The sequence below is a fragment of the Bartonella sp. HY038 genome, from assembly GCF_014117425.1.
Lineage (GTDB): Bacteria > Pseudomonadota > Alphaproteobacteria > Rhizobiales > Rhizobiaceae > HY038.
Genome location: NZ_CP059725.1, coordinates 1,901,759 through 1,915,331, shown reverse-complemented (window position 1 = coordinate 1,915,331; position 13,573 = coordinate 1,901,759). Strand labels below are relative to the sequence as shown.

The window sequence follows — 13,573 nt, the reverse complement described above, 5'->3', positions numbered from 1 at the left end:
ATAATAATGGGTTATTATGGTTGCGCCTTATTGGTTTTGAAACTTTTTAGCTAAAGCATCAAATGCCATTAAACGCTCCAACAAGGCTTCAAGATTAGATAATTTAATCATATTAGGCCCATCGGATGGCGCATTATCTGGGTCTTGATGCGTTTCAATAAAGACACCGGCAACACCAATGGAAATTGCTGCGCGTGCCAAAGTCTCAACAAATTCGCGCTGCCCACCAGATGAGCCACCAAGCCCGCCAGGTTGCTGCACCGAATGGGTGGCATCAAAAATCACTGGTGCGCCAAAACTTGCCATAATCGGCAAGGAGCGCATATCGGAAACGAGCGTGTTATAACCAAAGGAAACACCGCGCTCACAAGCCATAACGTTAGGGTTGCCGCTTTCAGTTACCTTGGCAAGAACGTTTTTCATGTCCCAAGGAGCTAAAAATTGCCCCTTTTTAATATTGATAACCCGACCAGTTTTGGCTGCTGCAATCAATAAATCGGTTTGGCGACATAAAAATGCGGGAATTTGCAACACGTCAATAACAGGGGCAACTGCCGCGCATTGTTCTTCAGTGTGAATATCGGTTAAAACAGGGAAGCCAAATTCTTTTTTAAGGTCAGCAAATATTTCAAGTGCCTGTTCAAGACCCAAGCCGCGCTGGGCTTTAAGCGAGGTGCGGTTGGCTTTGTCAAAGCTTGATTTATAAACAAGCCCCATTCCCAAACGATCAGTGATTTCTTTTAACGCACCAGCCATGTCAAAAGCGTGATCTCTGCTTTCCATTTGGCAAGGGCCAGCAATAAGGCTTAAAGGTGCGTGATTATCAAATGTTACATTTCCAACTTGAATAGTGGAATTAGGGTTTTGCATACCTGCTCCATAAATCTTTTCGATTTTTTCAAGGCTAACATAATACGTTCCCATGACATTTAAAAGGCTATATTCATTTTAATGAAGGGTTTTCCCACACTTGCTGTGATGCCAATCGCCAAAGCTTTAATAAAAGATTTGAAGCTAAAAGCGATGAGTTTGTAAAGCTGAAAATGTTAGCCATAGAACCAATAAAAAAAGCGGCAATTTCTGCCGCTTTTTAAAGTTGATAAAATCTTAAAGCCTAAAAGAATTGGCTTAAATAAAATTAGACCAAACGACTTTGATCAATCGCAGCGGCGATGAAAGACGCAAAAAGTGGATGCGGTTCAAATGGCCGTGACTTTAGCTCTGGGTGATATTGCACACCAATGAACCAAGGATGATCAGCATATTCCACCGTTTCAGGCAAGAGACCATCAGGTGACATGCCAGAAAATACCAAGCCATGTTGTTCAAGTTGTTCTTTATAATCAGCATTGACTTCATAGCGGTGACGATGACGCTCGGAAATAAGCGGCTTGCCATAAATGCTGGCAATATGCGTGCCTTCTTTTAAGCGTGCTTCATAAGCACCAAGGCGCATTGTGCCACCAAGATCACCTGCCGCAGATCGTTTTTCTAAAGCTTCGCCCTTTGCCCATTCGGTCATAAGACCAACAATAGGGTGGGCCGTTGTACCAAATTCGGTTGATGATGCATCAGTAATGCCAGCAAGATTACGAGCAGCTTCTACACATGCCATTTGCATACCAAAGCAAATGCCAAAAAACGGCACCTTACGCTCACGCGCAAAACGAGTTGCAGCAATTTTGCCTTCAGCACCACGCAAACCAAATGCGCCTGGAACCAAAATGCCATGCACTTTTTCAAGATAGGGGCTTGGATCTTCTTTCTCGAATACTTCCGATTCGATCCATTCCAAGTTTACACGCACACGGTTAGCCATGCCACCATGGGATAACGCTTCGATCAACGACTTATAGGCATCTTTAAGGCCAGTATATTTACCAACAATGGCAATGGTTACTTCACCTTCAGGATTATGGGTACGAGTCATAATTTCCTGCCAACGCTCAAGCCGAGGTTTAGGTGCTGGATCAATGCCAAATGCTGCTAGAACTTCATTGTCAAGGCCTTCTTTATGATAGGCAATAGGCACATCATAAATAGACGTAACATCAAGAGCTTGAATAACTGCAGTTGGACGAACATTACAAAAGAGTGAAAGCTTGCGCCGTTCAGCTTCTGGAATAGGACGATCTGCCCGCACCAAAAGAATATCGGGAGCAATACCAAGTGCCTGCAACTCTTTAACCGAGTGCTGGGTTGGTTTGGTTTTAAGTTCGCCAGCAGCTGGGATATAGGGCATCAACGTCAAATGCACGAAAACTGCACTTTGACGTGGCAATTCATTATGCAATTGCCGAATAGCTTCAAGGAAAGGCATTGCCTCAATATCACCAACAGTACCACCAATTTCGCATAATACGAAATCATAGTCATCATTACCCGATGTGACGAAATTCTTAATCTCGTCAGTAACATGCGGGATGACCTGAACTGTGCCACCAAGATAATCACCGCGCCGTTCCCGCTCAATAATATTGCGGTAAATACGACCAGTGGTAATATTGTCATGTTTGTTGGCGGAGCGTCCCGTAAAACGCTCATAGTGACCAAGGTCTAAATCGGTCTCTGCACCATCATCCGTCACAAAGACCTCACCATGTTGGTAAGGCGACATCGTGCCTGGATCTACGTTAAGATAAGGGTCAAGCTTACGGATCCGTACACGGTATCCGCGTGCTTGTAAGAGTGCAGCCAATGCTGCTGCGGCTATGCCTTTTCCAAGGGAAGAAACCACGCCGCCAGTAATGAAAACATATCGCGCCATGGGATTATTTTGATAATGATTTTTTTATGATTCTGCTAGGGGAAAATAGACAATTTAACATTTATAAACTGCGTTTTTTTGAATGGTCTAAAATGCCATGGTCCAATTTATTATTTGTTAAAATTATAGTTAGTGGCAATAAGCTTGCTGCTTATCAACTTTATAAGTTAATTTAATTTGATTGTGCAGTTTATGGTGATAGGTTTAGTGAGTGCAAATATGTTTAATTGAAAAACAAAAAGCGGGAAAAACCCGCTTTTTGTTAAATGCAGTAAAGTGTTTTTGCATCAGGAATTTATAAAACGATGACTTCGCTACCAAGTTCCACGCGGTCATAAAGATCAAGCACATCTTCATTGACCATGCGGAAACAACCATTTGAAGCAGAAGAGCCAATTGTCCAAGGCTGTACTGTACCATGAATGCGGATATATGTATCTTTATTACCTTGCCACAAATAAAGAGCGCGCGCACCAAGTGGATTACCAGGGCCGCCATCCATGCCATTAGCAAATTTGCCATAATGCGTTGGATTGCGCTTTACCATATCCTTGGTTGGGATCCAACGTGGCCATTCGCGCTTAAATTTAATCTTGGCAGAGCCTTGGAATTCAAGACCTTGCTTACCAACTGCGATACCATAGCGGCGTGCTTTGGTTGATGATTCAACATAATAAAGAAAATAATTTTTAGGATCAATAACAATAGTGCCTGGTTTGTAGCCTGAAAAATCAACGGTTTGAGCGCGATATTTTTCATTGACATTATAGCTATTAACTGCAGGAATCTTAACCTGTGATACTGCAGCATCACCGGTTGATGCTGATGTTGCAGGCGCTGCAAAAGCAGTTGATGAAAGGATAATACTGGCAAGGCCAGTTAAAAAAAGATGCTTGATCATGACGCATATAGTCCAGTGGTGTGGGCAATGATTGGAGATTGCCCAACCATAATTCGCACACTATAAATATGCAATCATCATATTGGTATAAAAAGATAATTTCATTATCTATGGCATTGTTGCAACAGTAAAGCTACTGTGTTCCGCTCACTGTAAAAATGGAATAAATCCTATTAACGACGATAATATTGAAAAATTGCGTTTTTAGGCTGATTTACTTCCGTTTAGACAACAAAAGCAGCCAAATGAAACGCATTTGACTGCTTTGTCAATTATTGGGTTTGGATTAGCTTATTCAGTCACAACCGAACCAAAAGTATCAACTACAGCGCGTGCAGGCGCTTTAACGTCAAAGCTAACAAATATCTTAACATTTTTGCCTTGTGGTGTTGGGAACGAGACTTGATCGTCTTTGAAGATAAATTGCGTTGCTTCGGTACGGCTCGTAATTGGAACAGAATAGCTATATTTTTTTGAATAGATAACGCGGTTGCCTTCGACTGCTTTTACCAAAATTGGCATAGTTACAGTACCGCCTGCAAATTTGGGACCTGGTACAATGCGTCCTGCTGCAGCAACAGTCATCGAAATTTGTCCTGCTGGATATTGGCAAGTACGAGTAACATTAGCAAAATTTGCTTGATAAATTACTTGGTCAGGTTTGCCATCGCCACCGCGTGTATAGGTATTATAAAAAGCAGTGTCGGTATCCATAGTAACAGCTGGGCACCAAGCACGTAATTCTTCTGCAGTGATGGTTGGTTCACTTGCAACCTTATTAGAGGTGCAGCCACCTATAAAAGTGCAAGCGGCTAAAATAACAGCGCTGCTCGAAACAAAACGTGACAATCCTGCTTTTATCATAAAATTATCTTTCCAAAAAACTATTATTTGGTGGCTTTTATAGCACTGCCAAAACGCCGCTATGAACTTTTTATGCAATTTATGGCATTTTTCAAGGTTTTTATCGATTCTTCGGCAAAAATAACAGCAAATAATCATACATTTGTAAAACTAAGCTCTTTTTTTGTCTAATGGTTGCAATTTGGTCGCTTGTTGCGCTTGATATTTATGAAAAATTATTTTCAATAGTGTTTTTTTATAATTGGGTGTGGAAGCACAAGGTAAACTTGTGCTAAACCGAGTTTTAGTTGACGGGGCTTGGCTTTAGAACCAAGCTAATTGATATCTTTGATGAAAATTATATCAGGAGCTTTTAAATAATATGAAATATATAAGCACACGGGGAGAGGCTCCCATTCTTGGGTTTAAAGATGCGGTTATGGCAGGGCTTGCTTATGATGGCGGCCTTTATGTGCCAGAGACTTATCCGCAATTTTCACCAGGTGCCATTCGTGCTTTACGCGGAAAATCTTACTCAGCAATAGCCAAAGCAGTTTTGTGGCCTTTTGTTGAAGGCGAGATTGAGCGCAGTGTTTTTGATATGATGGTTGATGAAGCTTATGCAACATTCCATCACCCAGCAACTTGCCCTTTAGTGCAAACTTCAAGCAATGAATTCATCTTAGAATTATTTCACGGTCCAACATTGGCATTTAAAGATGTTGCAATGCAATTACTTGCGCGGTTGATGGATCACATATTGGGCGAAAATGGCAAGCGTGCCACAATTATTGGCGCGACTTCAGGCGATACTGGCGGCGCGGCAATTGAAGCTTTTGCCAATCGTGAAAGTACTGATATTTTTATTCTTTTCCCCAAAGGGCGTGTATCTCCTGTACAACAACGCCAGATGACTTCCAGTAAAGCCGCAAATGTTCATGCTCTTGCGATTGAAGGCAATTTTGATGATTGTCAGGCTTTGGTAAAAGCTTTATTTAACGACCATAAATTCCGCGATGAATTAGCTATTTCTGGTGTTAATTCCATTAATTGGGCGCGCATTATGGCGCAGGTTGTTTATTATTTCTCAGCGGCTGTTTCCCTTGGTGCGCCAGATCGTGCTGTATCCTTTGCAGTGCCCACAGGTAATTTTGGTGATATTTTCGCAGGCTTTGTTGCTTCTCGCATGGGCTTGCCAATTGCTAAACTGGTCATTGCTACCAATGATAATGACATTTTAGCGCGCACATTAAAAACGGGCGTCTATGAGACAAAAGGCATTATCCATACCACATCGCCATCTATGGATATTCAGGTATCGTCAAATTTTGAGCGCCTATTGTTTGAAAGCAATGGCCGTGATGCACCTGCTATTAAACGGCAAATGGATTCGCTAAAGCAATCAGGTGCTTTTACCTTGGAAGAAAAGCAAATGCAGGCAATATCCGCGCTTTTTGCCGCTGGTAGCAGCACTATGCCGGAAACAGCAACCCTTATTCATGATATTTACCAAAGCAATAATTATGTTGCGGATCCTCATACGGCAACTGCGGTTAAAGTATCGCGCCAGTTTGCTGATGCCAATGTTCCAATGGTGATTTTGTCAACGGCGCATCCGGCGAAATTCCCTGAAGCAGTGGAAGCCGCGGCATCAGTCACACCACAATTACCCATTTGGCTTGATGATTTGATGGAGCGCAAGGAGCATTTTGAGGTGCTTCCAAATGATGAAAATGCTTTGAAGGCTTATATTAAAAAGACATCACGTGTTTTAGCGTAAATTATAAAAGCCCGGTAAAAAGCCGGGCTTTTTATTTAGCTGCGCTGTTTCTTTAACTTTATGCCAAAGCTGATATTTTGGAATACTAAAATAATATTGATTGCGCCGAAGATAAGCTCAATGCTTTGTACAAACCAAAAAACTGTATTGAATTGTTGATGTAAGGCCGCATTTTTTAGGAAAAATGCTGATGGCATTAAAATAAATAGGCCATTTAATGCTATAAATGGCATGCGTATTTTCTTCTTTTTTATGATTGGATTATTTGATTTTTGTGAAAATTTCATACCGGTTATAGCTGTCATCATAAAGCATATAATAAGCAGAAAAATAGCATAGCTGATTAAGTATTTTACGGCAATAATGCAGGCTAGGCTGCCAAAAATTTCTGATAATATGGTGGAAAGCCAAAACGCTAGCAATAAGGCGCAACTCATCATTGCCGCCAATCTATGGCAGAGGGCAATTTTCTTCATTTTTTAATATCCTATATTGAGGGCGAGCTTAACAAGCAGCGATGCGATATTATTCGCACGCTTATAAAGCGACTGTCATTTTTAACTCAGCGGAATTTTAACATTATATTTATCGCGTTGGCTAAGTTGTTAATTCATGCCAACATCAGACTTTTATTAATAGTGATTGCGATTAGCCCTAATCGATTATTTCATTTTGCTAAATCCTCAAACGCCTTGCAAAACTTATCCAAATTATTAATGCTTTGGCTCACTTCTTGTGGGCTGAATTTTGCTTGTAATTGCTCTGCGATCTTTAACCAATCATCATTGATGCGGTTATATAATTCTTCACCAAGTCTGGTTAGGCTATAAAGTTTTGACCGTTTATGAATTGGGTTTATATGAACTTCTACATATAAAAGCTCATTCATCTCATCGGCCAAGCGTTGCACTGCTTGTCTGGTAAGTCCCATATCTTGTGCAATTTGCGGAACGGTTAATGGTGCTTGTGCTAATGCTAGCGCGCCAAGAAATTTCCATCTTGCCGCACTCATATCATGCTTGTTTGCAATTGCCTCGCCACAATCCATCAAGGCTTGGTGGGCGCGAAACAAGCTTATCGCAAAACTACTCATGGGATCTAAATTTTTATTCATGGTAATATATTGTCATAATGACAATGTATTGTCAATCAAAAATTGGCTAATTAATTTGCCAACAACTTGGTATTAGCGAATTAATTGAGAATAAAACTCAAGAAGGATCTATAAGAAACTTTATAACTGCAGTTTACTGTCTATATATCCATTAAAATCAGGTGCTTAAAACTTTAGTTAATGTCATTTGCCTTGCTAGCAAAAAGAAAAAGACATTCTTAACTGCTGATGCTGTAAAAGTGATATGCGCGCGATCATAGCAGCTTGCAAAAATGGACAATGTCCTATCCCAAATTGGGAAGCTACAATGAGCCGCTTTAATATGATGTTTGAACAATATATGATTGACTATATTTAAATAAAGTTTATGCAAATTAGTTTGCAGGCTTGAAAAAACATCCTTTTAATAAAAGACAAAGCTATTCTAAATCTTGATAATAATTTATAAAATATAATATTTATTTTTCTGTATAACACAATTGCAGTTTACCCATATCACCACCTCTTTGTTGATTGACCCTTGGCCCATCCATTCGAAAGTTAATTGCATAATCTTCAAGATTTGGAAAATGTTCTTTTAAATTTTCTAATGGACAATAATTCGCATAAAGACGCTTTAAAGTGGAACTATAAAAATTTTTCCAACCAAAAAGCTTCTTACCACCTTCAATATTGAGTGCTTCCAGTGAATTCATATCAGAAAGTGCTGAAATATCTGCCTCACCTCTTGGAAAGGTAAATCCAAGAGCTTTTAGATTAGGAAATAATGAAAATTTTTCAAAATCTTCTTGAGTAGATTCTTGTAAGTTAATACGTCTTAAATCGCGGCCTGCAAAAATTTCAAGATCATCACTAAAACCTGTAAGCGCTAAATACCGAAGATTAGGCCATGCATCACCAAGTGTTTTAAACTTACTAAACCGCCAACCCATTATACATAACGCTTCAAGTGAAGGAAAAAGTGATGTAATATTTTTTCCAAACTTAAATCCTGCTAAAAAACTTTTTACATTTGGAAATTGGTTAAACTCTGTAATCATATTGAAATCGGGGGCAAAACTCCCTTCACCAGCAATAGTGAAACATTCAATTTTTTCTTTATTTTTTATATGGCTGAAATTCGGGTTAAATTTAAACTTATTTTTTAAAATATTTTCAGTATAAATCTGTATAGAATTACATTCATACTCGTCTATTTTATCTGAATAATCTTCAAATCCTCGAAGATTGAAACGCGCTGATATTTTTTTGTAAATATCTCGATTGGAACTATCCGTAATTTCAACCATTGGGCCAGAGAAATTTTCTTCCGTCCTTTCATCATGAACTTCAAACAAATTTGCCATTTTCTACCTCTCGTTACAATTACCAAATTTCGCCTTTATTGCTGTAACAATAAGGCTTTGTCGCAAATATTAATTGTAATTCTCAGTTAACGTAAAAAATATGAAAGATTGAGACTATGCTTTCCTGTTTTAGGGAGACATAGATGCTAGAAAGATTAAAGAATAAATTATTTCATTGTGCAAGGAATGATTTTAATAGTTCGGCACTTTGACGCAATGATCATTATTCAGGCTACAAACAAGTATCTGCGTTATTGTTTAAGCTATAGGGATATTAAAATATGCGCCAAACAAGAAAAATGTTTGCGGAATTTTAGAAAAGCTCATTGCGGTTCAGTTCGTATTGATGAGACCACTATCAAGGTTAAAGGCCAAGGGTTAGATTTGCGGAAATATCTCTATCTTAGCTCATGATAAACACGGCGTCTCCATTGATTTTTTGACAAAAGCATCGAGGGATAAAGGTGCGGCCATACGCTTTTTTAGCAAGGCTTTCATAGATGATCGGCTCTTTGCAGTTTAATCCCCCTTGGCAAAAATTGGAACAGATAAAGCAAAAGCTTTTCCTAGTGCCTTGCAGTCATTGACTGGAGATAATGTGTTTTCTAAAAAGCACATTCATTATGCGATCAAGAAACTACAACAAGGCATTGAAAGCGATCATTCTCGGCTTAAAAGACCAATTTCACAAAGTGGTAAAATTTAATCATTCAAGACGGCCAAGCGAACTATAATTTGCGACAAGGTCCTAAATTTTAATAAAGCTAATTTTAGCGTAGAATTAATTTGGATGGGGTTCAAATATTTCAAGTAGGCAGAATATTATATGCCCGTTTCAATGATAAATTAGAATGATCTAATTAGTTTATATCTTCTATATTTGGTATATAAGCATGTAAAAAGCATATATTATAAGGACTTCACTGAAAATTGTAACCTTTGTTATTTACTTTTAATAAAATTACCGTTTTAAGTTATCTCAATATTTAGGTTCAGCAATTATAAGGCTTATAACCAGTAATATCGGGTATTATTATTTTTTAAAGAGAGAAAAATTCCATTATGGCTCGTTTAGATAAATGCTTTAATTTAAAATGCTCGGCATCGCGCTTTGCCTTAACTATAGCAGTTAGTACAGCTGTAATCGCAACCGTAGGTTTATCAGGAGCCGTTGCAGAGAATAATATTGTTTATACTGGTAGTCCAGATGATGCTTCATCTAAACTCCATCAAGACCCAACGGGTAATAGCAGTTCCTATAAAAGCCTTTTTGGTTATGATAGCGGTGCAGGCCAAAATATTTATACAGGCAATATAATAACAATTAAGCCAGCTGATGGTGCAGATTTAACAGCCACCGGTGGCCGTCAGGTGTGGAGCACGCAAGCAAATCTTTCTGATCCAGTGGCTCCTTACGTTATCTATGGTGGGGTCAGTGTTGGTACAGCTGGAAATCAACAAAACACAAACGGGAGCGACGGTAAAGGTATTATTAATAATACAATCATCATGCAAAACATCGAGTATGATTGGGGCGGAATTGATGGCGCCGACAACAAAGCGCCAGATGGCGCGCCTCTCACTAACTATAGTAATGGCGGCGGCAGTGTAGGTGGTATGGGTGGTGGTTCGGTTTATGGTGGTTTGAGCATTGGCGGCGCTGGTGGCGATGGCTCTGGCGGCTCTGGCGGCTCTGGCGGCAATGTTAGCGACAATACAGTTACATTAACGGATGTGCATTTAATTGGATCGCAGGGCGGTGCTGGCGCTGGCTATGGCTATGGCCATGGCGGCGGCGGTGTAGGTGGTATGGGTGGTGGTTCGGTTTATGGTGGTTTGAGCATTGGCGGCGCTGGCGGCTTTGGCGATGGCGGCACTAGCACTAGCGGCAATGTCGTTAGCGGCACTGGCGGCAATGGCGGCACTGGCGGCAATGTTAGCGGCAATACAATTACATTAACGGATGTGCATTTGACTGGATCGCAGGGCGGCTCTGGCGCTGGCAATGGCACTGGCTATGGCGGCGGCAGTGTAGGTGGTATGGGTGGTGGTTCGGTTTATGGTGGTTTGAGCATTGGCGGCACTGGCGGCTCTGGCATTGGCATTGGCAATGGCAATGTCGTCGTTGGTGGCTCTGGTGGTGTTGTTAGCGGCAATACAGTTACATTAACGGGTGTGCATTTAACTGGATCGCAGGGCGGCTCTGGCTCTGGCTCTCGCTATGGCAGCGGCATTGTAGGTGGTATGGGTGGTGGTTCGGTTTATGGTGGTTTGAGCATTGGCGGCGCTGGCGGCTATGGCCATGTCGATGGTGGCAATGGCGGCTCTGGCGGCTCTGGCGGCAATGTTAGCGGCAATACAGTTACATTAACGGATGTGCATTTGACTGGATCGCAGGGCGGCACTGGCGGCAATGGCGCTGGCGGCGGTGTAGGTGGTATGGGTGGTGGTTCGGTTTATGGTGGTTTGAGCATCGGCGGCACTGGCGGCGTCGGCATTGGCAATGGCAATGGCACTGGCGGTAATGGCGGCACTGGCGGTGCTGTTAGCGGCAATTCAGTTACATTAACGGATGTGCATTTGACTGGATCGCAGGGCGGCACTGGCGGCTCTGGCACTGGCAACTCTAGCACCACTGGCGGCGGCGGTGTAGGTGGTATGGGTGGTGGTTCGGTTTATGGTGGTTTGAGCATTGGTGGCACTGGCGGTTATGGCGATAGCAATGGCAATAGCGGCAATGGCGGCAATGGCGGCAATGGCGGCAATGTTAGCGGCAATACAGTTACATTAACGGATGTGCATTTGACTGGATCGCAGGGCGGCTCTGGCGGCGCTGGCGGCTCTGGCCCTGCCAGCTCTGGCGGCGGCGGTGTAGGTGGTATGGGTGGCGGTTCGGTTTATGGTGGTTTGAGTATTGGCGGCGCTGGCGGCGCTGGCTTTGACACTGGCCGCACTGGCACTGGCGGCACTGGCGGCGATGTTAACCGCAACGAGGTCAGTGTTTCTGGCACTTCGTTAATCTGGGGCGATATCTACGGAGGTTATAGCCATGGAGGGGCTAAAGGAACTATTAATGACGCAGTTGATGGCGTTGGCGGTTCGGCTACAGGCAACGTTGTTACACTGGAAGGTGGAGACATCACGATTGGCGAACGTGACAGTGCTGGCAAGGTTACCAAATATGGTTCTATCTATGGTGGTTATAGCTTGAATGGCGACAATACTATAAGTATTGCTGATGTGTTTTCTGGTAATACGCTCAATCTTGTTGGCTATCGTGGTACTGTATCAGGTATTTATAATTTTGAAAATTATAACTGGACACTGCCAAGTGACGTAGTCAATGGCGACACACTTGTGTCAATTGCGACTGGTGGTACAGCTGTTGACTTAACCGATACTAAACATACCGTTGCGGATATGAACGCTAGCGGCAACCGTCTTAAAAACGGCGATGAGATTACTTTTATCACTAAAACAACTGGTACATGGTCAGCCAGCCCTTATACAATCAAACAGGGTCAATTTATCATTTATGAAGCAACCTTGTCACAAAAACCAAATGGCAGCGATCAAGCATTTGTACTGACTATTGGCCAAAAAGCGGATACGACACCCCCTACACCAGAACCTACACCAGAACCTACACCTACACCAGTAGATCCTGCGATACGGCCCACACCTGTTGCTCCTGATCCAGACACTGGTTCAGCGGCTCAAGTCAACCCACAGTCTAAATCTTATTCAGAAGGACGGGCAGCGGCTCTTGGCTTTCTTAATCAGGCAAATGATCTAATTTCAACCGCAGGTATTGATAATATACGCATTATGGTGCGCGCCAATGATGATGATGTTAACCGACCAGCCTTTATTCCTTTCATGATCGCCAATGGCTCATCACAGCGTTATAATACTGGTAGCCATGTCGATATTAAGGGCTTTAACATGGCACTTGGTATTGCAACAGGTTTTGATTTTAGCGTCGGACATAAGGCAACAGTCGGTGCCTTCTTTGAATATGGCCGCGGTACCTATGATACCTATAATAGCTTTACCAATTTTGCTTCTGTTCATGGCGATGGTTCTACTGATTATAAAGGCGGTGGACTTTTTGGACGCATAGACTTTGCAAATACTGGTCTTGGACGGGTAAGCAATTTAGCCGTTGATCAAGCTGATGGCGTTTATCTTGAAGCATCAATACGTGCAGGGCGTGCTAGCAGTAGGTTTGATGTTGGCAATAATATGATTGACCGGATAGAGGGTGATTATCATGGTTCCTATGATAGTAAAAGCCGCTATTATGGTGGTCATCTTGCTGGTGGTTATGTCTTTAACTTTGATGAAAAACAATCACTTGATGTCTATAGTCGCTATTTATGGGTACATATGGATGGCGACACAGTCACAATTAGCAATGAAAAGCTACGCTTTGATAGCGCCCAAAGTTCACGCCTACAAATAGGTGGACGTTATGCTTATGCATATAATCAGCAGTTCAAACCTTATATTGGTGCCGCTTATGAATATGAGTTTGATGGTGAGATTGCAGCTAGAGCTTATGAGTTCAATCTCGACAAGCCATCATTGCAAGGAAGTACAGGCATATTTGAAGCTGGCTTCAACTTCCAACCAATAGCTACTAATCAATATTTTAACATTAATGTTAATGCTCAAGGCTATGTTGGTCAGCGGCAAGGTGGTGGTGGCGGTATTAAAATTAAATACCAATTCTAACATTGATAATGTCATAATCGTATTTTATGAGTTGCTTCTATAACCCCCACCAATTTTTTATAGAAGCAGAAAGCCTGTACATCCC

10 protein-coding genes are annotated in these 13,573 nt (G+C 41.7%); 3 read left to right on the top strand and 7 right to left on the bottom strand.

The annotated features are described in order from the left end of the window. Positions 1-27: 27 nt before the first annotated feature. From kdsA to H3299_RS08225, 4 genes are all read right to left on the bottom strand, one after another. On the bottom strand, positions 28-870 hold the full coding sequence (gene kdsA, locus H3299_RS08240) for a 3-deoxy-8-phosphooctulonate synthase (RefSeq protein ID WP_182417222.1): 843 nt from the start codon (positions 868-870) through the stop codon (positions 28-30). A 268-nt stretch (positions 871-1,138) separates the two neighbouring features. Further along, the gene (locus H3299_RS08235; protein ID WP_182417221.1) at positions 1,139-2,767 is read right to left on the bottom strand and encodes a CTP synthase; all 1,629 of its coding nucleotides are present in this window, start codon (positions 2,765-2,767) and stop codon (positions 1,139-1,141) included. 295 nt (positions 2,768-3,062) lie between these two features. Beyond that, positions 3,063-3,668: a L,D-transpeptidase gene (locus H3299_RS08230; protein WP_182417220.1), complete on the bottom strand. Its 606-nt coding sequence runs from the start codon at positions 3,666-3,668 to the stop codon at positions 3,063-3,065. A 291-nt stretch (positions 3,669-3,959) separates the two neighbouring features. Next, a complete protein-coding gene (locus H3299_RS08225) occupies positions 3,960-4,532 on the bottom strand; it encodes a hypothetical protein (RefSeq protein WP_182417219.1) in 573 nt (190 codons plus the stop codon). Between the two features lie 361 nt (positions 4,533-4,893). Between H3299_RS08225 and thrC the strand changes: the two genes are divergently transcribed. Beyond that, positions 4,894-6,291 carry a threonine synthase gene (thrC, locus tag H3299_RS08220; protein ID WP_182417218.1) on the top strand — a complete coding sequence of 466 codons (1,398 nt, stop codon included), beginning with the start codon at positions 4,894-4,896 and terminating at the stop codon, positions 6,289-6,291. A gap of 35 nt (positions 6,292-6,326) precedes the next feature. On the opposite strand, the gene H3299_RS08215 is transcribed toward thrC, so the two are convergent. The 3 genes from H3299_RS08215 to H3299_RS08205 all read right to left on the bottom strand — a co-directional run bounded on the left by H3299_RS08215 (position 6,327) and on the right by H3299_RS08205 (position 8,751). After that, entirely contained in the window at positions 6,327-6,767 is a 441-nt protein-coding gene (locus tag H3299_RS08215) for a hypothetical protein (RefSeq protein WP_182417217.1), read from the bottom strand. Between the two features lie 191 nt (positions 6,768-6,958). Continuing rightward, entirely contained in the window at positions 6,959-7,405 is a 447-nt protein-coding gene (locus H3299_RS08210) for a MarR family winged helix-turn-helix transcriptional regulator (protein ID WP_182417216.1), read from the bottom strand. A 458-nt stretch (positions 7,406-7,863) separates the two neighbouring features. Next, positions 7,864-8,751 (bottom strand): hypothetical protein, encoded by an 888-nt coding sequence (locus tag H3299_RS08205; protein ID WP_182417215.1) that lies wholly within the window; start codon positions 8,749-8,751, stop codon positions 7,864-7,866. Positions 8,752-9,280: 529 nt separating this feature from the next. On the opposite strand from H3299_RS08205, the gene H3299_RS08200 reads away from it, so the two are divergent. Continuing rightward, entirely contained in the window at positions 9,281-9,457 is a 177-nt protein-coding gene (locus H3299_RS08200; RefSeq protein WP_182417214.1) for a DDE-type integrase/transposase/recombinase, read from the top strand. Between the two features lie 356 nt (positions 9,458-9,813). Then, on the top strand, positions 9,814-13,488 hold the full coding sequence (locus H3299_RS08195; RefSeq protein ID WP_210276089.1) for an autotransporter outer membrane beta-barrel domain-containing protein: 3,675 nt from the start codon (positions 9,814-9,816) through the stop codon (positions 13,486-13,488). Positions 13,489-13,573 lie beyond the last annotated feature (85 nt).